Source organism: Spirosoma luteolum (assembly GCF_054778875.1).
In genome coordinates this window covers 509,114-531,744 of the sequence record NZ_BAAGZE010000023.1, presented here as the reverse complement: position 1 = coordinate 531,744, position 22,631 = coordinate 509,114, and the positions used below count along the sequence as shown (strand labels likewise).

Here is a 22,631-nt window from a genome sequence, read left to right as displayed (position 1 = left end):
GCGGATGTGAAAAACAGCCTAAAAAACTTAACATGCCTACCGTCCTGTTTTCCAGCGGATTTTTACCCCAATGTGACGACGTTGTCATAAACGCAAACGCGCCGGCTGAACGTGGAATCGGCTAGTTGATAGGCGAGCTACCCAATAGGTAAGACGATAGGGTAAGCAGTAAGAATCAAAACGTCACGATCCTGGCCGGCGTCAGGCAGGCCGTCAGGGGGATGTCGGTCGGTTCGACATCGGCGATGTGATCGATGGGGGGGAAGAGCGATAAGCCTATCCGTGCGCAGTCGGGGCGGCAGCTGGCCAGAAAGCGGTCGTAATAGCCTTTACCATAGCCAACGCGGTGGCCACGGCGATCGAAGGCCAGCAAAGGTACCAGCACCAGATCGATGTGCCGGGGCGCAATGGTCACCAGCGCATTGCCCGATGGCTCCGGAATACCCCATCGGTTTTGCGTCAGGGGGGTATCGGGCGTGAGGGCGTAGTGCGTAAGCAGACCGGTCTGGATACCCGTTACCGATACTACTACTTGTACCTGGGGCCATTCCCGCCAGATTGTATGGATCAGGGGCCAGGTGTTCACCTCATGGTGCTGCTTGATGGGCAGAAACACATGCAACAGCGCGGGGTGCTGGAGCAGTGTACGCGTGTAGGTGAAAAAATGATGGGTCAGCAACGCGCTGCGCCCGGCAACCTCAGCCGGGGTCAGGCTGCGTCGGGCAGCCAGAAACCAGGTACGCAGGCCTGCTTTGGTAACGGCAGCGGGCTCCTCGGGCAGCATGGTCAGGCTTCCAGGCAGATATACATCCGGAAATCGAACGGATCGAAAGCCGCCTGCATTTTTGAGAGAAACGATGCGTCGTTGAGCGCGAAGGTCAGGTAGTTCTCCGTGCGTTCCTGCGGCCCCCCGTTCGGGAACAGTTCGTCTTTGACCGCCATCAGCTGCCGCAGCCCTGTTTCCTGATTCCGCTCTTCGGCCCGGCGCATTTTCTTCTGCAGCCGCACCACGGCGTTGGCAAAGCGCTTAGTTTCGGCCAGCACCGCTTTCTCCAGCGTCGGATCGACCATCATGGCTTTGTGCAGCAGGGCATCGAGTCCCTTGTTGACCAACTTGTTCTCGTTATCGAACGAAAGACTATGCCGCGTGTGGTGGTCGACAAATTCGCGTTTGAGGGTCAGATCATCTTTGAACAGTTCCTCTGGCGTCAGGCCCAGCTTATGCACACGCCGGGCGCTGACCCGTGGCACATACAGGGCGAAGTTACGCGGCATCAGCACCGGAAACGGGGTCTTGTACTGGTCGAACACGCCCTTGAGCTGCAACCAGTAAGGTACTTCCGACGGGCCACCGATGTAGGCCAGGTTGGGCAGAATCGTTTCCTGATACAGCGGCCGCAGCACCACATTGGGACTAAACCGCTCGGGGTGTTCGTCGAGCAGCGCCAGTAGTTCGGCTTCCGTAAACCGAAGTTTGGTGTGCAGCACCCGGTAGGTGCCGTCGTCGAGACGCTCAAGACGCTCCCGTAGCTGATCATCGAGATAAAACAGGTTGATAGCGCGGGGGGCAATCACCGTTTTGTAGCCCAGCGCCGACAGTTCGGCCGTACGCTCGTCGACCAGTCGACCGGCGGTTTGCTGCAGCAGGTCGTCGCGCATGATGGGCGCAAACACCCGTTTCAGGGCGGCATCATCGGCATCCAGGCAAACGAGCCCATCGGCACCAAACAGCTCGTTTACGTAGTAGCGAACGGCGTCGGCCAGGGTATTGTGTTGCAGATAAGCTTCTTCGAAAAGCCGCAGCTTTTCGGGAATCTGGGCAAAGAGTTGCTTCAGTTCCTGCGGATTCATACGGCCAACGGCTCCGGCCTGTTCCGTTTCCCAGACGTACGACTTGCCCGACAGCGAAACGTGGTTGATCTCGGCGAAATCGTGGTCTTCGGTGGCCATCCAGTATACCGGCACAAACCGGTGGTCGGGATAGGCCTGCTGGAGTTCACGCGCCAGGTTGATGGTCGTAATCAGCTTATAGATGATATAAAGCGGACCCGTAAAGATATTGAGCTGGTGCCCCGTCGTAACCGTAAAGGTTTTGGGGTCGAGCAGCACCGAAAAGTCGGGTTTATTAGCAATGGCTGCGTACTGCCGGTCGAGCGTATCGACCAGTACCTGCCGGGTGGCCGCGTCGACTTTTTTTTCCTCGATCTGCCGGGCAAAGGCGGCCCGGTCAGGATATTGGTTGTAAAACGGTTTCAGACTGTCTTTCTGGGCAATATAGTCGAGAAAAAGCGGGGAAAACTGGCTCGTCGATGCGAGGGGCAGGTACTGACAGTCCATGCAGGCGTTGCGTTTTACAGGGGGCAACAACAGAAAAACCCGCAAGGTTCGTAGCCTTGCGGGTTCGCTGTTACTGCCTGTGCAGTACAGGAGTCAGCCGGCGCGTCAATACCGGCCTCACGCTGCCAGCTAGCGGTAAACGACCAGCCGGAAATCAGCAGCTGATTCGCCAGCCAGGGGGTGTAGTTGCCCCCTTCGCCACTGGGTTATGATTAAGGCTGAACCACCGTACCATAGAGGTCGAACTCCTCGGCACGATCGATTTTTACGTGGGCAAAGTCGCCCATCCGCACATACTGCGTGCTGGCCGATACCAGTACTTCGTTGTCTACCTCGGGCGAATCGGCTTCGGTGCGGCCGATAAAATAACCACCCTCTTTTCTGTCGAACAGGACTTTGTAGGTGTTGCCCACCTTCTGCTGGTTCAGCTCTTCCGAAATGCCCTGTTGCAGCTCCATCAGTTCATCGGCGCGTTCCTGCTTCACCTTGGCCGGCACATCGTCGGGCATGGTAAACGAATGGGTATCGTCTTCGTGTGAATACGTGAATACGCCCATCCGGTCGAAGCGCATCCGCTCCACAAAGTCGTACGTTTCGTCGAACATAGCATCGGTTTCGCCGGGGTGACCCACAATCAGGGTAGTGCGCAGGGTAATGCCCGGCACGCGTTCCCGAATGGTCTGTACCAGCTCTTCGGTTTTAGGACGTGTAATGCCCCGACGCATAAGTTTGAGCATCTCGGTCGAACCCGTTTGCAGGGGCATGTCGAGGTACTTGCACACGTTGTCGCGGTCGCGGATCACGTCGAGCACGTCCAGCGGAAAGCCCGAGGGGTAGGCATACTGCAGCCGAATCCAGTCGATGCCTTCGACATCGGCAAGCCGGTTGATGAGGTCCGAAAGGTTCCGTTTCCGGTAGATGTCGAGCCCGTAGTAAGTCAGGTCCTGGGCGATCAGGATCAGTTCCTTGGTACCCCGGCGGGCCAGCGACCTGGCTTCGGTAACCAGTTCGTCGATCGGGCGCGAGACGTGGCCCCCGCGCATGAGCGGAATGGCACAGAACGAGCAGGGCCGGTCGCAGCCTTCAGCAATTTTGAGGTAAGCAAAGTGCGCCGGCGTTGTCAGCAGCCGCTCGCCCACCAGTTCGTGCTTATAGTCGGCCCGGAGGGTTTTGAGCATGCGGGGCAGTTCGTTGGTGCCGAACCAGGCATCAACGGTAGGCATCTCAACTTCCAGCTCGTCTTTATACCGGTGTGAAAGGCAGCCCGTCACATACACCTTGTCGACCAGACCGGCTTCTTTTGCATCGGTATAGCGCAGAATGGTGTTGATCGACTCTTCCTTCGCGTTGTCGATAAAGCCGCAGGTGTTGATGACCACAATGTTGGCATCGTCCTTCTTCGACTCATGCGTTACGTTCATGCCGTTGCCCCTGAGCTGCGTCAACAGCACCTCCGAATCCACCAGATTCTTCGAGCATCCGAGCGTAACGATATTGATCTTATTGGTTTGTACTCCTTTGGTTTTCATGTATTAATACACCGCCTGATGCGTAATCTCAACGGTGAGTGTGCTCCGGCGGTTCCGTTCCACCCGGATTGGGTTGATATTGTTTTGTGTATCCGACAGATTGGCATACAGGCCGTTGGGCTCGCGAACGAGTACGCTGTACCGACCAACCGGCAGTTTGGCGCAGAACGACCCGTCTTTTCCCGACCGAACGGTCAGCACGGGTTTGGCCTGGCCCACCGAGTTGATGAATCCGCCAGACCCGGCTTCAACCTGACTCAGGTTGAGCAGTGGAAAAATAAGTACCTCGCGTTCGACCGGTTGCCCTGCCGATACGGACCGGTCGGGGCCGGGCATCTGGTTGCCCCGTTTCTCAACGACCTTGCCGCAGATACCCTGCCGGATCGATGCGGGTTTCCGGCGCGCCGGCTTCTGGGCCGACACCATGTTGACAAGGCCCAGCAACAGGCCCAGCAGAATGATCCAGGCCGAGGCCGTGCAGGCCCAGCGGGTGCGACAGGCGGGAGCAGTGTTACGGCGCATAGGTTGCGTTGACAACGGTTAAGCAGCGTTCGGCCTGCTGATTTCAGGCCTAATTTCCCCTTTTAGCTGTCTTAGGCTTCAGCGTGATGATGTCCGCTGATAGCTATCCACGGGGGTTACAAAGGCAATGAGAACGCTGGTATGCTTATTTCTTAAAGAACGAATCGACAAACTCCATCTTATTGAACGTCTGCAGATCGTCGATTTTCTCACCCACGCCAATGTACTTGACCGGAATCTTAAACTGATCGGAGATACCGATGACCACGCCACCCTTGGCTGTTCCGTCGAGCTTGGTGATGGCCAGCGCCGTAACCTCGGTGGCTTTGGTAAACTCGGTGGCCTGAATGAAGGCGTTTTGCCCGGTCGAGCCATCGAGCACCAGCAGCACCTCGTGGGGCGCGTCGGGCGTGAACTTCTGCATCACGCGCTTGATCTTGGTCAGCTCGTTCATCAGATTCACCTTGTTGTGCAGTCGGCCGGCGGTATCGATAATCACTACATCGGCGTTCATTTCGGTGGCTTTCTTAACCGCGTCGAACGCAACGGCCGAGGGGTCGGTATTCATGCCGTGCGAAATAACGGGTACGCCAACCCGGTCGCCCCACAGCTTGAGCTGATCGACGGCCGCTGCCCGGAACGTATCACCGGCGCCCAGCACTACCTGCTTGCCACGCTTGTGAAACTGAGCTGCCAGTTTGCCAATGGTTGTGGTTTTGCCCACGCCATTGACGCCGACAACCATGATCACGTAAGGCTTCTTACCGGCCGGAATTGCGAAATCGTCGCGGTCGGACGCACTGGTCACGTCGGTGTCGGAAAGGAGCCCGGCGATTTCTTCGCGCAGGATTCGGTCCAACTCGTCGGTGTTGATGTATTTATCGCGGGCTACGCGGGCTTCGATCCGCTGAATGATTTTAACCGTCGTCTCAACGCCCACGTCCGATGATACCAGTACGTTCTCAATTTCGTCGAGCACATCTTCGTCGACGGTTGATTTGCCCACAACTGCCCGGCCCAGTTTCGAGAAAAAACTATCCTTTGTTTTTTCCAGGCCCTTGTCGAGCGTTTCTTTCTTTTCCTTTGAGAAAAAACCAAATAAAGCCATTGGGGAATGGATTGGGTTAGTGCGTGTGGGCCAGCCTCTGTTGGCCAACGATCGCTAACAAAGCTATAACAAAAAACGTCCCACCGGGCCGGTCAGGCGGTGGGACGTCTGGATGTCCTCGTGCGGTGAGTCAATAACGGACTAGGCTTTCAGGGCCGACTGTACGTCATCAACCGGAACCATTTCTTCCTTGAAGGTGTAAGCGCCGGTTTTAGGCGACTTAACGGCTTTGATGATCTTGGCGAATGCCTTGCCGTTGTCCTTCGTTTTCAGGGTTGCAACTACCTTTTTTGCCATGACAGTCTATGGTTTACAGTCTACAGTAGCGGGTATACGGTGTATCAGGCTGGCTGCTGGTAAGCTGCCCCTGTCTCCGCCCCCTACCTACTTACTTGATCTCTTTGTGCAACGTAACTTTCTTCAGGAACGGATTGTACTTCTTCCGTTCGATCCGGGCCGGCGTATTTTTCCGGTTCTTCGTCGTGATGTACCGGGACATGCCGGGAACACCGCTGTCTTTTTGCTCGGTGCACTCCAGAATAACCTGGATTCTATTGGCGCCTTTCTTTGCCATTGCTTAGTTCGTTTTCTCGATAAGGAGCGCAAAGGTACAAAAATAAATAGTTTCGGCAAGCGGCATTTTTAGAAAAAGTAATGATCTGTAAGGGGTTAAGGCCTGGTTCAGGTCAATTCGCTGGTTTTTCTTGGCCTCACTACCGACCTTTACCGGCGTGACAACCCCTCGTACCATACAGTATGACTATGCGCCCGGCCATTTCCGGGCGTCGGAACCCAATCTGCATCAGCCCGAAACGCTTGCCGAAGGGGAGATGTTGCTGAATATGGGACCGCAGCACCCCTCTACCCACGGGGTGCTGAAACTCGAAGTAATCACCGATGGCGAAATCGTCGTGGATGTGGTGCCGCACCTGGGTTATCTGCACCGCTGCTTCGAAAAACACGCCGAATCGCTGCCCTTCAACCAGACCATTCCGTTTGTCGACCGGCTCGACTACCTGGCAGCCATGAACGGCGAACATGCCTTTGTAATGGGTGTCGAACGGATGCTGGGTATTCAGGGCGACATACCCAAACGGACCGAGTATATCCGGGTGCTGGTTGCCGAGCTGAACCGTCTGGCGTCGCACTTTGTCGGGATCGGTACATATGCGCTTGATATTGGTGCCTACACGCCCATGCTGTGGCTGATGCATGACCGGGAGCATATTCTGCGCCTGCTCGAATGGCTCAGTGGCGCCCGCATGCTGTACAATTACATCTGGATCGGTGGCTTGTTCTACGACCTGCCCGTTGGGTTCGAAGAGCGATGCCGGGAGTTTGTGACCTACGTTAAGCCCAAACTGACCGAACTGCAGCAGCTCGTCATCGATAACCAGATTTTTGTGAAGCGTACGGCCAACGTGGGCGTGTTGCCGTTGCCCGTTGCCATCAACTACGGATGCACAGGGCCCGTGTTGCGCGGCTCAGGCCTGCGCTACGATTTGCGCCGGGTCGATGGGTATTCGGTCTATCCGGAACTCGACTTCGACATACCAATCGGTGAGGGACTGATGGGAACCGTAGGCGACTGCTGGGACCGTAACTACGTCAGGGTGCAGGAGTGCCACGAGTCGCTGCGGATTATCGAGCAATGTCTCGATCGGTTGCTGGGCGACTACCGGCGCACTCGCGACTACGATCCGCAGGCGGTAGTGCCCAAAAAGATACGGCCCAAAGCCATGGATTTTTACGCCCGGGCCGAAAGCGCCAAAGGCGAGCTGGGTTTCTTCTTCCGAACCGATGGCCGGTCCGACGTACCGGTGCGCTGCAAGGCCCGCGCCTGCTCGTTCCACAACCTGTCGGTAATCGGTGAAATCAGCAAAGGGGCCATGCTGGCCGACCTGGTGGCCATTATCGGTTCAACGGATATTGTGATGGGCGAAGTCGACCGGTAACTAGTCGACAGCGTCGAGCACCAGAATATCGGGTGTGTTACGACCAAAGCCGTCGTAATCGAGGCCGTAGCCCAGCACGAAGCGGTTCTCGATCTCGAACCCGACATAGTGCAGTTCGACGGGGTTGACCAGTGCCTGTGGCTTGAAGAGCAGCGTAGCAATGGCAATCGATGCGGGCTGTTTTTCGCCCAGTTGCCGGCACACTTCGGCAATGGTCAGGCCTGTATCAACGATGTCTTCGATCACAATCAGATCCCGTCCTTCGACCGATTCGTTAAGCCCCAGAATTTCCTTCAGCGTTCCGCTCGACTGGGTGGCCGTGTAGGAGGCTACCCGGATAAACGTAATCTCACAGGGGATAGTGAGTCGTTTCATCAGATCGGCCGCAAACAGGAACGCCCCGTTGAGTACCACAACAATCAGCGGCTGCCGGTCGGCATACTGCTGGTTGATCTGATCGGCCAGTTCGCTGATCCGCTGTTGCAGGGCATCGGCGCTGATAAAGGGAACGAAAGTTTTGTCTTTAACGGTCATACTGAAGTGTCGGCGAAGGCCAAAGATAAGGCCGGGGGGGCGATGCCGACAAAAAAAAGGCGAAAAAGACGCCCGGGCAAACGGAGTGCCGACCGTTTACGTTCATACCATAGGCCGGCCATAAACGGCCTGTTCTACAGCTAATCAGGGGCATAAGCCCACGCACACACACGCATGAGAAAACTGATGTTGACGGTATGGTTGACGGGTTTGGCCCTGCTGGCGCAGGCGCAACTCTACGACCCGTCTGCCTTCGACAAGAAATATGACGGGTTGCTCAAGCATCCCGGCGTGCAGATTGAATCGGCCGAGGCCATCAATCAGATGTACAATTACAAGTTCTACGAAGCGGACAAAGAGTTTCGCTGGCTGCGGCTCCGTTATCCGAAGCACCCGATGCCTTACTTTCTGATGGGGCTGGCCGAGTGGTGGAAAATTGTGCCCAATACCGAGGTTACCGACTACGACGACCGCTGCCTGATGTACATGGATTCGACGATCAACCTGGCCGAAAACCTGTACGAAAGCAGCGAGAACAAGCTGGAACCGGCTTTTTTTCTGGCTGCGGCTTATGCCTTCAAGGGGCGGCTGTACTCAGAGCGGAAGCAATGGGCCAAGGCCACGCTGGCGGGTAAGAATGCGCTTAAATACTTCAACAAGTGCAAGGGCAACGCCGATTTCAGCCCGGAACTGCTGTTCGGTGATGGAATGTACAACTATTACGCCCAATGGATTCCGGAGAACTATCCGCTGCTGAAACCAATTCTGATGTTCTTCCCTAAGGGCAACAAGCAGACCGGTATCAAGCAGTTGGAGAAAACGGCCAACAGTGCGTTTTACACCCGGGTGGAGGCCCGCTACTTCCTGCTGCAGATTTACAGTATGGAAAATCAGTACGACAAAGCGTACGACATGGCAAAATACATGTGGGAGCAGTACCCCGACAATCCATTCTTCGAGCGGTATTACGTCCGGTCGGCGTTTGTGGTGGGTAAGCTGGCCGAAGCCGAGCGGTTATCGAAAGATATGCTGGAAAAGATTGGACGCACACAATCGGGTTATGAGGCCGTGAGCGGCCGGACAGCGGCTTATATTCTGGCCTACATCAATCAGCACTTCTACCACAACAACGCGGTCGCCAAGGAGAACTACCAGAAGTCGATTGATTTTGCTAAACAGACTAACTCGACCAATGCCGGTTATTACTGGTCGTCGGTGCTGGCGCTGGGTAAGATTGCCAACGAAGAAAAAAATTATGACCTGGCGCAGACTTACTTTAAAGAAGTGATCGACAAGGCAGAGCGGAAGTCGAGTCAGTATAAAGATGCCAGGAAGCTGATCGACGAAGGTAAAAAGTCGAGACGGGACGAGCGACGCAAGCGCCGGGAACAGGGTTAACCCGGTCGTAGCTACGAAAAAAAGGCCATGCGCTACGGATTTACCGGGCGCATGGCCTTTTTCGTGAGGAACAAGAGCCTCAGGGAATGGGCAACACCTTACTTTCCTTGAACGTCGACATAATAACCATCGTCTGGGTATTGGCGACTTCGTTGATTTCGTTGATTACGTCCAGCATCAGGGCCTGATAGGTCGAGATATCGCGCGAAACAACTTTGAGCAGAAAATCGCCCGAACCCGTGATGTGATGACACTCGATGATTTCGGGGATTTTGTTGACCTGATCGACAAACGACATGGTCGTGTCTTTCTTGTGGCCCACCAGCGTTACCATGACAAACGTAGTAACACCGAGGTTGACTTTATCGCGATTGAGCTGCGCGTGGTAGCTCTGAATGATACCTGAAGTTTCAAGTTTCTTTACGCGTTCCAGTGTGGGAGCAGGCGAAAGCCCGATTTCCTTCGAAAGCTGGGCGTTGGTGATTTTTGCGTTGGACTGTAAGATCTCTAGCACATTACGGTCTATCTGATCTAACTTTTGGCTCGACATAAACGAAGCGATCTGTTGAGGTGGCTGTTTCAGTTCGGTGCAAGATACTTATCTTTCCTAGGAAAAAATCTAAAAACATATTGGTTTCCTGCAAAAGGCGAAACAATCGTTTGCTTTTCCGTACCTAAAACGGCACAAAACTACGGGAAATCTGGCGTACGCCAAACGCTAGATTTATCGTTTGGTTATCTTGTTATGCGTCACTGTGCGTTGCTGGTTCGAGCGAAAGCGGGCATCATCGACGGCCGAGCGGGCCGCATGTTTGGTGGCCCGGCCCTGCACACGGGCGCGCCAGAGTCGCCACGAGGCCGGCTTCAACGACCGACGCATCAATTCGATAACGCCCTGTTCGGCAAGGCCAAACTGGGCTTCAATGGCGTCGAAGGGCGTCCGGTCTTCCCAGGCCATTTCAATTATCCGGTCAATATCATCGTCGCTCAGGACAGGGGCATCGGGTTTTTGCTGCATACAGTCCTAACAACCCGTAGGGGCTGGTGGTTAGCCTGCCGGTTACTTTTTTGGGACGAGCTGCTGCCCGGCCTGCCCGAGCAGATTCCAGATCATGACAAACTGCTTCGTCAGTTCAGGATCGGTGTCGATGTCGATGTTGGTCATTAGCAGTCGGCCCAGCCCTGTCTGCGGATCAAAAAAGAGGAAAGCTGTTGCGCCGGGGTCACTGCCCGTGTGGCCAATGAGGCCATTGCTGCGAATGATCCAGAACAGCCCGGCGTTCGACTCGCGGGCTGGCAGACCGCTGGGCAACGAAGTGCCTTCGAACTGAGGGGCCAGCACAGCCTGTATGCCTGACGGCGTTAGCAGGCCCGTACCGCCAGCACGGTTGGCCAAAATCAGGCGCAGATACCGGGCCAGTTCGTGGCAGGATGTACGCAGATTACCATCGGGATACGTGATCGACGTATATGACGGGTAGCTACGCTGCTCACTGGAATAAGCTTTGGCCTGCAGGCGCGGGTCAATGTCGACGCCCGACCAGGCTGAATGCGTCATACCGGCGGGTAGCAGAATATGCTGTCGGGTATAGTCGGCGTATGACTGGTTTGTCTGCGTCTCCACGATCAGTGCGGCCAGCGCAGCACCCATGTTGGTATAGGCATAAGCCTGACCAGGATGGGTAGGGGCAAATTGTTGCGGGCCGTAGCGACTTCCGCCGGGGCTCAGGCACGACGCTAAGAACGAGCGCAGCGTTTCCTGTTTATACCGACCGGATCGGTCGTACCCCTTTAGCTGGCTAATCGGTACTGTGCCGCCCCGGGGCGCCATAAGGTAGGTCTGCAGATAGGTCCGCTCATTGTCGACAAGGCCCGATGTATGCGTGGCCAGATGACGCACCCGAATGGTGTCGGTCGGGTAATGCGGGTTCACAACCCGAAACGGCAGCAACGAATTGATGGGCGTATCGAGTGTAAAAAGCCCTTTCTCGACGCACTGCATCAGCGCGACGCCGATCAGGGTTTTGCTCACAGAGCCAACACTCTGAATGGTGGCGGCCGTGTAGGGCCGTTTGTTTTCCCGATCGGCCCAGCCGAATCCGTGTTCGTACCAGACGCTGTCGGCATTGATCAGAGCAACGGCGAAACCGGGCAGTCGCGACGCCCGATAGCGCGCCTGAAGGTGTTGCGTAAGGGTATCGGGCTGATGCTGAGCCCGCCCTGCCAGGACACAGCCTAACAGGATCAACGTGATACAGAAACGAAACATGAACAGCGTAAAAAAAGAGGCAGCTATTGGTTGAAACCAGCGAAAACCAAAGCGTAAAGCCGCGTGTTTTGCTGGTATGAAAATGCGAAAGAAGGCAGATTTGCCCACAAAATTGTGCCCCGTCTGTAACCGGCCCTTTGCCTGGCGGAAGAAATGGGAGCGCAACTGGGATGAGGTTGTCTACTGCAGCGATGCCTGTCGGGCCCAGAGTAAGCGACAAAAAACGAGTGCGTAGGCAATAGGGGTGTGCATCCCTATCGTTATTTTTGGCGATTAACCCTGCCTTCAATGCGCTTTCTCCGCTGCCTTTCCTTTCTTTTTCTGGTTCTCCTGATCGATAGCTGTCGGCGTCCGCAGCCGGTGGTGGTTCGTCGACCGCCGGCCGCTCGCCCTGGCCCGGCCCGCCCGCCCGGCGCCCCGCCAACATCCCCCTCCGTAGGGGGTCGCCCCGCAACGCCCAAGCAGCCAGCGCCGAAGCCAGCGCCACCCATCACCGTGATTCCCGAGTCGGCTCCGCTGGATACCGATGCGGCTGGTCAGGCACCAGTGCCCCCCAAACGCGAATTCAGGGCGGTGTGGGTTGCTACGGTCGACAACATCGACTGGCCCAGCCGGAAAGGTCTTCCCGTAGTGGACCAGCAGCGCGAGATCGTGTCGATGTTCGATATGCATCAGCAGATGGGCCTCAACGCTGTAATCGTGCAGATCCGGTCGGCTGCCGATGCATTCTATGCCAAGAGTTCAGAGCCCTGGTCGGAGTGGCTGACGGGTCAGCAGGGGCTGGCCCCCGAACCCTTCTACGACCCTACCGAATTTATGATCGAGCAGGCGCACCTGCGGGGGTTGGAATTTCATGCCTGGTTTAACCTCGACCGGGCTACGTTCAGCAAATCAGCCAGTGTGGCACCGACCAATATCGTTTATCGAAAACCGGAGTGGATGCTGGAATACGGCGGCCGGAAGCTGTTCAATCTGGGAATACCGGCGGTGCGCTCCTACATTGCCGGTATCGTGGCCAACGTGGTGCGGGAATACGATGTCGACGGTATTCACTTCGACGATTATTTCTACCCCTACGCAGTAGCCGGTCAGACGCTGCGCGACGATAGTACGTACCAGCGTAATTTCAACGGCATGACCAAACAGGACTGGCGACGCGACAACGTGACCCGGCTGATTCGGGAACTGCGCGATTCGATCCGTGCCAACAAACCCTGGGTCAAGTTCGGCATAAGCCCGTTTGGCATCTGGAAAAACAAACGAAGCGATCCGGCCGGCTCGGAAACCGACGGGGGACAATCGTACTACGACAACTATGCCGACACACGGCTGTGGATGCGCGAAGGGCTGATGGACTATATTGTGCCGCAGGTTTATTTCAGCACCGAATTTGGCCGGGCGCCCTACAAAACCCTGGTCGACTGGTGGACGCGTAACCTGACGCCTACCTGCCACCTCTATATCGGGCAGGGCGCTTACCGGGTGGGCCGCGGGTCGGAGCGCGATCCGGGCTGGGGGCGCTACACCGAGTTTCCGGAGCAGATGCGGTTCAACCGGCAGCGCCCCGGTGTGCAGGGCAGTGTGCTGTTCAGTGCCAAAAACCTGCAGCTGAATCCAATGGCGTTCCGCGACTCACTGCAAACCAACTTTTACCGACATCCGGCGCTGGTACCGGCCATGCCCTGGCTCGACAGTATTCCGCCCCTGCCACCGCGCGATGTGCAGGCCGCCGATACGCCCGACGGTATCGAACTCTACTGGCACGAGCCAGCCCCCGCGCTTGACGGCGACGAAGCCAACGCGTATCTGGTGTATCGGTTCGATGGGCCCCGTTCACACATACGGCTCAACGATCCACGCTGTATCGTGGGGCGCTGCATCGGTAGCACAGGTACCCGCTTTGTCGACAAAACGGCCCAGCCCGGTAAGAAATACATTTATGTCGTGACGGCAATCGATCGGCTCAACAACGAAAGCCGCGAGGCCATCATCCGGGTCAGGCACTAAACGCCCCCATCACCTCATCGAGCGGGCGGGCATCCGGAAAGAAGCTGACCAGTCGCAACAGAATGCCTTCAACCACCGCATCGGGGCAGGAGGCTCCGCACGTCAGCAGAATCGTGACCGGGTGGTGATCGGGCATAAAGTGCTCCGTCACAATTTCCTGCTTCGTCGCACTGTCGAAATGCCGGATCAGCTCGGGCGACAGAATTTTCTCGACCGATTCAATGAAGTAAGTAGGCAGTTTCTCGGCACACAGGTCGACCAGGTGGGCGGTATTCGACGAGTTGTAACCGCCGGCCACAACGGCAAAGTCGGCCGGGTGCGTCAGTAACGCGTAGGTAGCATCCTGGTTGTCGTTGGTTGCGTAACAGAGCGTGTCGCGGGTATTGGCAAAGTGCGCATCGACCTGGTCGGGTGTCAGTGCGTAATGACTGATCATGACCTGCCGCAGGTAGTCGGCAATGCCCTGCGTGTCGGAGGCCAGCATGGTTGTCTGGTTCACTACGCCAATGCGGGTGAGGTCGCGTTGTGGATCGAAGCCAGTCGAAAACTGGCCGGCAAACTCGGCGTAGAACTGCTCGGGCGGGAGCGTTCCGGTGATGTACAGCGCCAAGCGTTGGGCCTGTTTCATATCTTTCACAACAACGGTCGGCGCGCCTTCCTTGCTGTGCGAGAACGTAGCCCGGGTTTCTTCGTGGCTGGGCTTCCCGTGTACTACAACCGTATAATCTTTCTTACCAATCTGACTGGCTTTGTTCCAGACTTTCTCCACAAACGGGCAGGTAGTATCGTAGCGAGCCACGTCGAGCCCAATCTGCGCCAGTTGCTGCTGCGTTTCGAGGGTGGTGCCAAAGGCCGGAATAATAACCACATCGTCGGGGTGAAGTTCCGACCAGGGCAGCAGTTGTCGGCCAGCCGTATCCATGATAAACCGCACCCCGCGCGCCTGCAGATCGGCGTTGACGTCGGGATTATGGATCATCTCGCTCAACAGGAAGATACGCTTGTCGGAATTTTCGGCGATGGCTTTGTAGGCAATCTCCACCGCGTTTTCGACGCCGTAACAAAAGCCGAAGTGCCGGGCAATCAGAAACCGAACTGACCCAAAGTCGAGCTCGGTAGGCGTGAAGTCGCGTTTGAGTTTATCGCGTTTGCGCCGAAACTCTTTCAGCGGGGTAATGATACGGCTCCGGTAGTACTCGGGAATGTCGAACGATTTCATGGTCTGTCGGGACTCGGCCAGCTAGTGGGGCAAAGGTACGCAGCCCCACAGAATCAACAATCCGGCCGCCCCCTTCGTTCTCGTTGGGGCCGGTTGCTCCCCGGCTCCTGTCTGGTATGGCCCGTCGGCTCCTCAAATACAAAGATTACGATATACAGTCCGTCACGACCGTCGTCGATCCCGACGGCCCATCTCCGCGTCGAAATGCCAACATCGTAGCCTGGGCCATGCCCACCGCCATGGATGGCAAAACGCTGGCGGTTGCGCTATACAAGGTTGATTACACGATCGAACTGGTACGGGCAAGTGGGGTGTTCAACCTGAATTTGCTGGCCACCGACCAGCTCAACCTGGTTCGGCGCTTCGGGCAACAGTCGGGTCGTACACGTGACAAGCTGGCCCGAATACCGCATGCGCTCGACGACCGGGGCTGCCCCTTCCTGACCGATGCCATCGGCTTTGCCCAGTGCCGGGTGCTGACATCGGTGGATGGGGGCGACCATGAGCTGTTCATTGCCGAGGTGTTAAAACAAACGGTACTGCACCCCGACAAGGTGGTGATGACCTATGCCCTGCTGAAAGAACGAAAGGTGGTTAGAGGGTAATTTACAACTCAGGGACCCGGCTCAGAATATCGTCGAGGTATTCGCGTGAATTGGCCAGCCTGGGCACTTTATGCTGCCCGCCCAGTTTGCCCCGTTGTTTCATCCAGGCGTAGAACGTACCCCGCGCCACCACCCGGATTCGGGGTAACTCGAGCACCATGTCGTTGTAGCGCTTGGCGTCGTAGTCAGAGTTTACCTGCCGCAGCGTCTGATCGAGCAGGTGCGTAAAGCGCGTCAGGTTGTCGGGCTCGCGGGTAAACTCGATAATCCATTCGTGCCCTCCACGGGTGCCGTTGCCCATGTAAACAGGCCCGGCGGTATAATCGGCAATGATGGCGCCCGTGGCGTTACAGGCAACCGTAATGGCGGCCTCTGCATTCTCAACGATTACTTCTTCTCCGAACGCGTTAATAAAGTGCTTGGTGCGCCCGCTAACCTTGAGTCGATGGGGGTACAGCGACGTAAACCGGATGGTGTCGCCTACTTTATAGCGCCACAACCCCGCATTTGTCGATACGACCAGAGCGTAGTTGCGATCCAGTTCGACTTCGTCAATCGTTAGCGCTTTCGGAAACGGCTGATCGGCTTCCTCAATAGGCACAAACTCGTAGAAAATGCCGTAGTCGAGCATCAGCAGCATCTGGCCCGGCCGCCCCATGTCGTCCTGAATGGCAAAAAAGCCTTCCGACGCATTGTAAACCTCCTGGTAGTGAACGGATTTAGATGGAAATACCTGCTGCTGGAATAGCTCGCGGTAGGGCTGAAAGTTGACGGCGCCGTGCACGAGCAGTTCGAAATTGGGCCATACTTCCAGAATGTTCTGTTTACCGGTACGCGCCAGAATCTTGTCGATGAGCACCAGCCCCCAGGTGGGCGCCCCCAGCATACTCGTAACGTTCTGGTGCTGGGTAATCTCGGCCATGCGCTCCATTTTGGTCTCCCACTCATCGAGCAGGGCTACATCGATCGACGGCGTCCGGATAAACTGGGCCCAGCTTGGCAGGTTTTTCATGACCACCGCCGAGACATCGCCGGCCGCTCCGTTAGAGCCCGACGGATTGGGGTGCAGACTGCCACCGATGGATAATCCTTTCCCCTCGAAAGTGCGGCTGTCGGGGTTGTTGGCCACGTAGAGGGCCATCATGTCTTTCCCGCCCTTGAAGTGGGTCTCATCGAGCGATTCAGGGGTGACGGGAATAAACTTACTACGGGCGTTGGTCGTACCCGACGATTTGGCGAACCAGCGAACCGGCGAAGGCCATAATACTTTCGATTCACCCGCCATGACCCGCTCAATATAAGGAAACAGGTCTTCGTACGTCGAAACCGGAACCTGCTGTTGAAAATCAGCTATGGTCCGAATAGCATTGTAGCGGTACTTTTTCCCCCATTCGGTCGACCGTCCGGCCCGGATGAGCTGCGTAAACACCTGCTGCTGCACCCGACCCGGGTGATTCATCATGGCCTGTATGCGCGGCAGTCGCCGTTGCAGGAGCCATTTTAGCGAGGTGTTCAGAAACGTCATAGTGCAAAGGTTGGCAGAATCTACGCGCTTAGGCAGCTTCGAAGGAGAAACTTACGAAACGAGCCGTTGGTTTACAAGCGAAGGGCCCGATCGGGGTAGTCGGTAATCAATCCATCGACCCCCCACGCCTTTAGTCTGGCCATATCGGATGGCTTGTTCACCGTCCAGGGTACTACCTGAATATGCTGCGCATGGAGCCGGGCAATGGTTGCTTTACGCAGCAGCCGGTAGTAAGGACTGTAGATGTCGGGCCTGAAACCGAGCTGCGCCAGATTTTTATCGACACCATGCAGGTTTTCGACCAGCGCAGCCAGCCGCACCTGCGGATAGTGCCCCGCATCGGCCGCCTGTTTCCAGTGCTGAAGCACAGCGAAATCGAAACTCTGGATAATGATTCGGCTGGCCGCCAGCCGGGGCTGCAGCACAGCCAGCACCCGGTCGCAGAAGGCTGCGGGCTGCGGCTGGCTCTGATCGTATTCCGCCGGTTCGCTCTTGATCTCGATGTTATAGGCGCAGGGGGCCTGCTGATGGGCTGTCTGGTAGGCCTCAACCGCTTCGATGACCTCACTCAGCAGTGGTTTACAGGTTTTCTGGCGCTGCTGTTCCGGAAAGCGTGGGTTTCCGTTTGAACCGGTGTCGTACTGTCTGATCTCGGCATACGACATCCGGTACAGGTTAAGGCTTTTCTGAGCGGACCGTGAAACGGGTTTGCCCGTTGGATCGATGCTGAAATCGGCATTGAAATACGGTTCGTGCGATACCACCACCTGCCCATCGCTGCTGATCACCACATCGAGCTCAAGCGTCGTAACACCCAGTTCGAGGGCTTTCAGAAAAGCTGGAATGGTGTTTTCGGGCATCAGGCCACGGCATCCCCGGTGCCCTTCAATATCGAAAGAGGGGGGCGTAAAGGCAGGCAGTGCGGTACTCATCAGGCAGCAAAAGAGAAGGAGCGTACGCATACAGGGTCGGGTGGTAACGACGACCAAAAGTACAGGATCTGCGTCAGAAGCCGGCCATTGGCAATGGCTGGCCGACAACGTGGGTAAAAGAATAATTTTTAGTTGATGAGTGCAATTGTAAACTTGCAGTTCCATTGTCGACCGCTCATCGCCTATATGCGTTATACGAAAGCAATTACTGTTACTGTACTGACTGTGGCCCTCGTCTGGGCGCTGAACCGCCCCTGGGGAAGCGTTCCGGCTTTCGGCCCGCTGATGAGCCCTTTCAGCGGGTTCTGGCAAAACGCGGAAACGATCAGCACGGCTGATGAAGACATCAAACTGGGGGAAACCCGGGAGCCGGTAACCGTGCTGATGGACGATATGGCCGTTCCGCACGTGTTTGCCCACAACGACCACGACATGTACTTCGCTCAGGGGTATCTGACGGCCCGCGACCGGCTCTGGCAAATGGAGTTTCAGACGCATGCTGCCGCCGGCCGCGTATCGGAACTGGTGGGTGAGCGGGCCCTTGAGCTGGACCGGTTCAACCGCCGGCTGGGTATGGGCTATGGCGCCGAACAAACCCTGAAAGGTATGGAACAGGACCCGCAGACCCGTGAGGCACTGGATGCCTATACGGCAGGTGTGAATGCCTGGATCAGCTCGCTGACTCCCGCGACGTACCCCATCGAATACAAGCTGCTCGGCTACGCGCCCGAACCGTGGACACCGCTGAAATGCGCGCTGCTGCTGAAAGTAATGACCAGCACGCTGGCCAGTGGAGCCGATGATCTGCTGATGACCAACATTCTGGCTAAATACGGCCCTACGATTACCCGTGATCTGTTTCCCGATTATCCAACGCACGAAGATCCAATCATTCCGGTCGGCACCAAGTGGCCCTTTACACCGCTGCCGCTCCCTAAAACGTCGGTCGATAGTGGCCTGCATCAACTGGCGGCCCTGACTAGTGGACTGTCGGCCGTCCATCCCCGTGCCAACCCGGCTATCGGCTCCAATAACTGGGCCGTAGGAGGGCAGAAATCAGCTACGGGACGCCCCCTGCTAGCCAATGACCCACACCTGACCCTGAGTTTGCCCTCGATCTGGTACCAGATTCAGCTGGTTTCGCCCACTGTAAACGTATATGGGGCATCGTTGCCCGGTGCGCCTAACGTGATTATTGGGTTCAACAAAAATGTTGCCTGGGGCGTCACCAACGTCGGAGCCGATGTGCTCGATTTCTACGCGATCAAGTACAAAGATGCCAGCCGCAAAGCCTACTGGCACGATAACCAGTGGAAGCCGACCCGACAACGGATCGAGCGCATTGTGGTCAAAGGGAAGCCTGATGTTATGGATACGGTGTATTACACCCACCATGGCCCGGTGGTGTATGAAGCCGGGGCAAAAGCGTTTAAACGTAATATACCAGTGGGCTACGCGGCCCGCTGGATTGCCCACGAGCCGTCGAACGAGATGGCGTGTTTCTACCGCCTGAACCGGGCCCGTACCATCGATGATTACCGCAAAGCGTTGAGCTACTACGTGGCTCCGGCGCAGAACTTCATCTTTGCCGATAACCAGAACGACATTGCCATCTCGCCCAATGGACGCTACCCGTTGAAGCGGAAAGAACAGGGCAAATTTCTGCTCGACGGTACCAACCCCGCCGACGACTGGCATGGCTACGTACCCGCTGAGCAGAATCCGCTGGTAATCAATCCGCCGAGAGGATTCGTGAGCTCGGCCAACCAGTCGTCGACCGACCCGACCTACCCCTATTATATCAACTGGTCGTTCGCGCCGGCCGAGCGGGGCCGCCGGATCAACCAGCGGCTGACCCGGATGAACCGGGCTACCATCGATAGTCTGCGGCAACTCCAGAACGACAACTACAACCTGCGGGCTGCTGATGCGCTGCCAACGATGCTGTCGATGGTCAATATCAATGCCCTGACGCCTGCTGAGAAGCAGGCACTGCAGACACTGCGGCAGTGGCGACTCAATAACGACCCCGGCGAAATAGCCCCCACAATCTTCACCGAATGGATCGAGCGTTTCATGGATGCCGTCTGGGCCGATGATTTCAACAAAAGTGACACGTTGCCCATGCGCCTGCCGACATTCGATCGCACGCTGACGCTGATGCAGCGGGATTCGGGGTCGCACTGGTTTGACAACACCAAAACGCCCGTTCGTGAACACCTGCCGCAAGTGGTACAGATGAGTTTTCGGGCTACCTGCGATACGCTTAACCACCGGCTTGGGGCCATGGGGCCGCGCTGGCAGTGGGCAGCCGCCAAGGGTACCGATATCCGGCATCTGCTTCCGGGCGTCGATGCGTTCAGCGTGCTAGACCTTAATATTGGGGGTGGAGCCGGTATTGTCAACGCCACCACGGAGCGAACAGGTCCCTCGTGGCGGATGGTGGTGGCTCTAGGTCCGCAGCCCAAAGCCTATGGTATATATCCGGGTGGGCAGTCGGGGAACCCCGGCAGCCCCTATTACCAGAACATGATCGAGACATGGCGTACCGGCCAGCTCAACGAACTGCTTTATCTGACCTCCTCGCAGGCCCGCCATACCCGCCTGAAACGCCGGTTGACCCTTAACTAGCCGCAACTAAACCAACCATACGTATGCTTCCTATTTTATTGATTGCGCTCCTGAGTGGCCTGGTTCAGCTGGTATTGCCCTGGTGGAGTGCAGCCCTTGTGGCCTTCGTCGTATGTTGCTGGCGCAGCCGCAGCTCAGGCGGAGCCTGGATGGCCGGTTTTCTGGGCGTTGGTCTGGTCTGGCTTGTCTACGGTCTGGCCATTCACCTGCGTACCGATGGCATCTTTACGGCCCGGATGGGTGAACTGCTTTTCAAACGCCAGGGCGCGGTGCTGCCGCTGCTGGTAACGGCGGTACTGGGCGGGCTGACGGGTGGGCTGGCCGGCCTGTCGGGTTACCTTGTGCGAGCGGCTTCGGCAAACAGCCGGGTCTCAACCCCGCCAAATGCATAATTCCACTACCTTTGCGACTCCAAACTATCACCAAACAGCCAATTACCTGTGAAGAATGCCTCACTGATTATCAATGTCGTTCTGGCAGTTGCCGTAGCGGTTCTGTACTACCTGCATTTCAAAGACCGCCAGCCCGACAGTGTGCCAGTGGTTAACAAACCTGCCGAAGCCAAAGGCCGGCAAATTGTGTATGTAAACGTTGACTCGCTGCTGACCAAATACGACTTCTTTAAAGACACGCAGAAAGTGCTGGAAAGCAAGCGTTTCCAGCTCGAAAACGATCTGGCTACAAAAGGCCGGAACCTGCAGAATAAAGTTCAGTTTTTTCAGCAGCGTGCAGCTACTATGACCCAGGAGCAGGGCCGGGCCACCGAGGCTTCGCTGCAGAAAGAGCAGCAGGACATTCTGGCCTATCGGGAACGGGCGGCCCAGAACCTGGCCAATGAGGAACAGACCAAAAACAAACAGCTCTACGACCAGATTTACGATTACCTGAAAAAGGTGAATGCTCAGAACAAATACGAGTTCGTGCTGGGCTATACCAAGGGCGGTGGTATCCTGTTTGCCGATCCGTCGGGCGATCGCACGTCTACTGTGCTGGAAGGGCTCAACAAAGAATACAAAGAGAAGCAGGCTGCCAAGAAATAAGCTGGGCAGTCGAACCGAAAAGGCCGTGAACGAACTACCGGTTGGGAGAATCGTTCACGGCCTTTTTGTATCCGTTCCGGTTTGTGGCACTGTTGTTGGTTGTATAGTAAAAAACGACCAGGCAGTAACTTGAAGGAGAGTCTTTTTGGGCAATGCAACGCTAACCGACTGTCGGTTGGTGAAAACAAGGCTTTGAACCGCTCAGGCACCGTTTTTGCTGATTCGAGCCCATGGTACTGACCGCACTGTCGGGCAGATTTACTATGACCATCGCTTTGGTTTGGGCCGGTGCTGTATCGGGTCTTGAGGCTGTGACTTCGTTACCGTTTTTACAAACGCAAACACCGGCCCACCAGGTGGCTTCGGCAGCCACTTCTTGAGAGTATTCTTTTCGGGGTTGGTCACAAACCTCCTGCAACGTTTACGGGTTATGGGCTGATACCGGTTACCTTTACCGGATCAATCGATTAACCTGTATGGCATCCACCTCCATCGTAAAGCGTGTCGACATTCGTAACAGACGGGCTTCATTTGAATATTCGTTTCTGGAAACCTTCTCGGCCGGCATCGTACTGACCGGTACCGAAATCAAGTCGATACGGCAGGGTAAGGTAAACCTGCAGGATGCGTATTGCCTCATTCTGAACGAGGAACTGTTTATCCGGCAGATGAATATCTCGCTCTATTCCGAAGGGACGCACTACAACCACGAGCCCCTGCGCGACCGGAAACTACTGCTGACCAAGCGGGAAATTCGCCGGCTGTCGGAAAAACTCAAAGATCAGGGGCTTACCATCGTGCCGATTCGCATGTACACCACTGACCGCGGCTTCGCCAAAGTCGACATCGCACTGGCAAAAGGGAAAAAGCTGTTCGATAAACGCGACAGTATCAAAGAACGCGATGTGCAGCGGGATATGCAGCGCGAACGCTACTAATTCGGAGCCCTTTTACGGGTAGTCGGGTAGTGGCTAATATTTGTCTACGGCTGTTGCTGTTGTGTGGATAACTCTGTAACTT

23 protein-coding genes are annotated in these 22,631 nt (G+C 56.3%); 9 read left to right on the top strand and 14 right to left on the bottom strand.

All coding sequences use genetic code 11. The annotated features are described in order from the left end of the window. Window positions 1–175: 175 nt before the first annotated feature. The 7 genes from ACYVAC_RS22560 to rpmG form a co-directional block, all read right to left on the bottom strand. Entirely contained in the window at window positions 176–784 is a 609-nt protein-coding gene (locus ACYVAC_RS22560; RefSeq protein ID WP_461100086.1) for a 5-formyltetrahydrofolate cyclo-ligase, read from the bottom strand. A gap of 2 nt (window positions 785–786) precedes the next feature. Further along, complete coding sequence (gene bshC / locus ACYVAC_RS22555) at window positions 787–2,337, bottom strand: bacillithiol biosynthesis cysteine-adding enzyme BshC (RefSeq protein ID WP_461100085.1); 1,551 nt, start codon at window positions 2,335–2,337, stop codon at window positions 787–789. A gap of 212 nt (window positions 2,338–2,549) precedes the next feature. Then, complete coding sequence (gene rimO / locus ACYVAC_RS22550; protein WP_461100083.1) at window positions 2,550–3,866, bottom strand: 30S ribosomal protein S12 methylthiotransferase RimO; 1,317 nt, start codon at window positions 3,864–3,866, stop codon at window positions 2,550–2,552. 3 nt (window positions 3,867–3,869) lie between these two features. Continuing rightward, window positions 3,870–4,388 carry a hypothetical protein gene (locus ACYVAC_RS22545; RefSeq protein WP_461100082.1) on the bottom strand — a complete coding sequence of 173 codons (519 nt, stop codon included), beginning with the start codon at window positions 4,386–4,388 and terminating at the stop codon, window positions 3,870–3,872. A 145-nt stretch (window positions 4,389–4,533) separates the two neighbouring features. Beyond that, window positions 4,534–5,496 (bottom strand): signal recognition particle-docking protein FtsY, encoded by a 963-nt coding sequence (gene ftsY / locus ACYVAC_RS22540; RefSeq protein WP_461100081.1) that lies wholly within the window; start codon window positions 5,494–5,496, stop codon window positions 4,534–4,536. A gap of 141 nt (window positions 5,497–5,637) precedes the next feature. Beyond that, window positions 5,638–5,793: a DUF4295 domain-containing protein gene (locus ACYVAC_RS22535; protein ID WP_461100079.1), complete on the bottom strand. Its 156-nt coding sequence runs from the start codon at window positions 5,791–5,793 to the stop codon at window positions 5,638–5,640. A 91-nt stretch (window positions 5,794–5,884) separates the two neighbouring features. Continuing rightward, entirely contained in the window at window positions 5,885–6,070 is a 186-nt protein-coding gene (gene rpmG / locus ACYVAC_RS22530; RefSeq protein WP_012929817.1) for a 50S ribosomal protein L33, read from the bottom strand. Window positions 6,071–6,227: 157 nt separating this feature from the next. Here rpmG and ACYVAC_RS22525 point away from each other — a divergent pair, with 157 nt between their 5' ends. Beyond that, window positions 6,228–7,451: an NADH-quinone oxidoreductase subunit D gene (locus ACYVAC_RS22525; protein ID WP_461100078.1), complete on the top strand. Its 1,224-nt coding sequence runs from the start codon at window positions 6,228–6,230 to the stop codon at window positions 7,449–7,451. On the opposite strand, the gene hpt is transcribed toward ACYVAC_RS22525, so the two are convergent. Beyond that, on the bottom strand, window positions 7,452–7,985 hold the full coding sequence (gene hpt / locus ACYVAC_RS22520; protein ID WP_461100077.1) for a hypoxanthine phosphoribosyltransferase: 534 nt from the start codon (window positions 7,983–7,985) through the stop codon (window positions 7,452–7,454). Window positions 7,986–8,159: 174 nt separating this feature from the next. Between hpt and ACYVAC_RS22515 the strand changes: the two genes are divergently transcribed. After that, window positions 8,160–9,383: a tetratricopeptide repeat protein gene (locus ACYVAC_RS22515; RefSeq protein WP_461100076.1), complete on the top strand. Its 1,224-nt coding sequence runs from the start codon at window positions 8,160–8,162 to the stop codon at window positions 9,381–9,383. Window positions 9,384–9,462: 79 nt separating this feature from the next. Here ACYVAC_RS22515 and ACYVAC_RS22510 read toward each other — a convergent pair whose 3' ends face one another. The 3 genes from ACYVAC_RS22510 to ACYVAC_RS22500 all read right to left on the bottom strand — a co-directional run bounded on the left by ACYVAC_RS22510 (window position 9,463) and on the right by ACYVAC_RS22500 (window position 11,652). Further along, window positions 9,463–9,933 (bottom strand): Lrp/AsnC family transcriptional regulator, encoded by a 471-nt coding sequence (locus ACYVAC_RS22510; protein WP_461100075.1) that lies wholly within the window; start codon window positions 9,931–9,933, stop codon window positions 9,463–9,465. A gap of 174 nt (window positions 9,934–10,107) precedes the next feature. Then, on the bottom strand, window positions 10,108–10,401 hold the full coding sequence (locus ACYVAC_RS22505) for a TIGR03643 family protein (protein WP_461100074.1): 294 nt from the start codon (window positions 10,399–10,401) through the stop codon (window positions 10,108–10,110). A 42-nt stretch (window positions 10,402–10,443) separates the two neighbouring features. Beyond that, window positions 10,444–11,652: a serine hydrolase domain-containing protein gene (locus ACYVAC_RS22500; RefSeq protein WP_461100073.1), complete on the bottom strand. Its 1,209-nt coding sequence runs from the start codon at window positions 11,650–11,652 to the stop codon at window positions 10,444–10,446. A 76-nt stretch (window positions 11,653–11,728) separates the two neighbouring features. Between ACYVAC_RS22500 and ACYVAC_RS22495 the strand changes: the two genes are divergently transcribed. Both ACYVAC_RS22495 and ACYVAC_RS22490 read left to right on the top strand, forming a co-directional pair. After that, entirely contained in the window at window positions 11,729–11,887 is a 159-nt protein-coding gene (locus ACYVAC_RS22495) for a DUF2256 domain-containing protein (protein WP_461100071.1), read from the top strand. A gap of 53 nt (window positions 11,888–11,940) precedes the next feature. Then, on the top strand, window positions 11,941–13,659 hold the full coding sequence (locus tag ACYVAC_RS22490; RefSeq protein ID WP_461100070.1) for a glycoside hydrolase family 10 protein: 1,719 nt from the start codon (window positions 11,941–11,943) through the stop codon (window positions 13,657–13,659). Here ACYVAC_RS22490 and ACYVAC_RS22485 read toward each other — a convergent pair. After that, window positions 13,649–14,878, bottom strand: coding sequence for a 4-hydroxy-3-methylbut-2-enyl diphosphate reductase (locus tag ACYVAC_RS22485; protein WP_461100069.1), 1,230 nt, complete (start codon window positions 14,876–14,878; stop codon window positions 13,649–13,651). The two genes, ACYVAC_RS22490 and ACYVAC_RS22485, sit on opposite strands and share 11 nt — an antisense overlap. Window positions 14,879–14,994: 116 nt before the next feature. Between ACYVAC_RS22485 and ACYVAC_RS22480 the strand changes: the two genes are divergently transcribed. Further along, window positions 14,995–15,483, top strand: a complete 489-nt coding sequence (locus ACYVAC_RS22480) for a flavin reductase family protein (RefSeq protein ID WP_461100068.1) — start codon at window positions 14,995–14,997, stop codon at window positions 15,481–15,483. A gap of 1 nt (window position 15,484) precedes the next feature. Here ACYVAC_RS22480 and ACYVAC_RS22475 read toward each other — a convergent pair whose 3' ends face one another. Next, the gene (locus ACYVAC_RS22475) at window positions 15,485–17,008 is read right to left on the bottom strand and encodes a GH3 auxin-responsive promoter family protein (protein ID WP_461100067.1); all 1,524 of its coding nucleotides are present in this window, start codon (window positions 17,006–17,008) and stop codon (window positions 15,485–15,487) included. 71 nt (window positions 17,009–17,079) lie between these two features. Then, window positions 17,080–17,970, bottom strand: a complete 891-nt coding sequence (locus ACYVAC_RS22470) for a glycerophosphodiester phosphodiesterase family protein (RefSeq protein ID WP_461100066.1) — start codon at window positions 17,968–17,970, stop codon at window positions 17,080–17,082. Window positions 17,971–18,126: 156 nt separating this feature from the next. On the opposite strand from ACYVAC_RS22470, the gene ACYVAC_RS22465 reads away from it, so the two are divergent. The 4 genes from ACYVAC_RS22465 (at window position 18,127) to smpB (ending at window position 22,549) form a co-directional block, all read left to right on the top strand. Beyond that, window positions 18,127–20,571, top strand: coding sequence for a penicillin acylase family protein (locus ACYVAC_RS22465; protein ID WP_461100065.1), 2,445 nt, complete (start codon window positions 18,127–18,129; stop codon window positions 20,569–20,571). Window positions 20,572–20,594: 23 nt separating this feature from the next. After that, window positions 20,595–20,963: a hypothetical protein gene (locus ACYVAC_RS22460; protein ID WP_461100064.1), complete on the top strand. Its 369-nt coding sequence runs from the start codon at window positions 20,595–20,597 to the stop codon at window positions 20,961–20,963. A gap of 48 nt (window positions 20,964–21,011) precedes the next feature. Continuing rightward, window positions 21,012–21,611, top strand: coding sequence for an OmpH/Skp family outer membrane protein (locus ACYVAC_RS22455; RefSeq protein ID WP_461100063.1), 600 nt, complete (start codon window positions 21,012–21,014; stop codon window positions 21,609–21,611). A 476-nt stretch (window positions 21,612–22,087) separates the two neighbouring features. Beyond that, window positions 22,088–22,549 carry an SsrA-binding protein SmpB gene (smpB, locus tag ACYVAC_RS22450; protein ID WP_461100062.1) on the top strand — a complete coding sequence of 154 codons (462 nt, stop codon included), beginning with the start codon at window positions 22,088–22,090 and terminating at the stop codon, window positions 22,547–22,549. The last annotated feature ends 82 nt before the right edge of the window (window positions 22,550–22,631 follow it).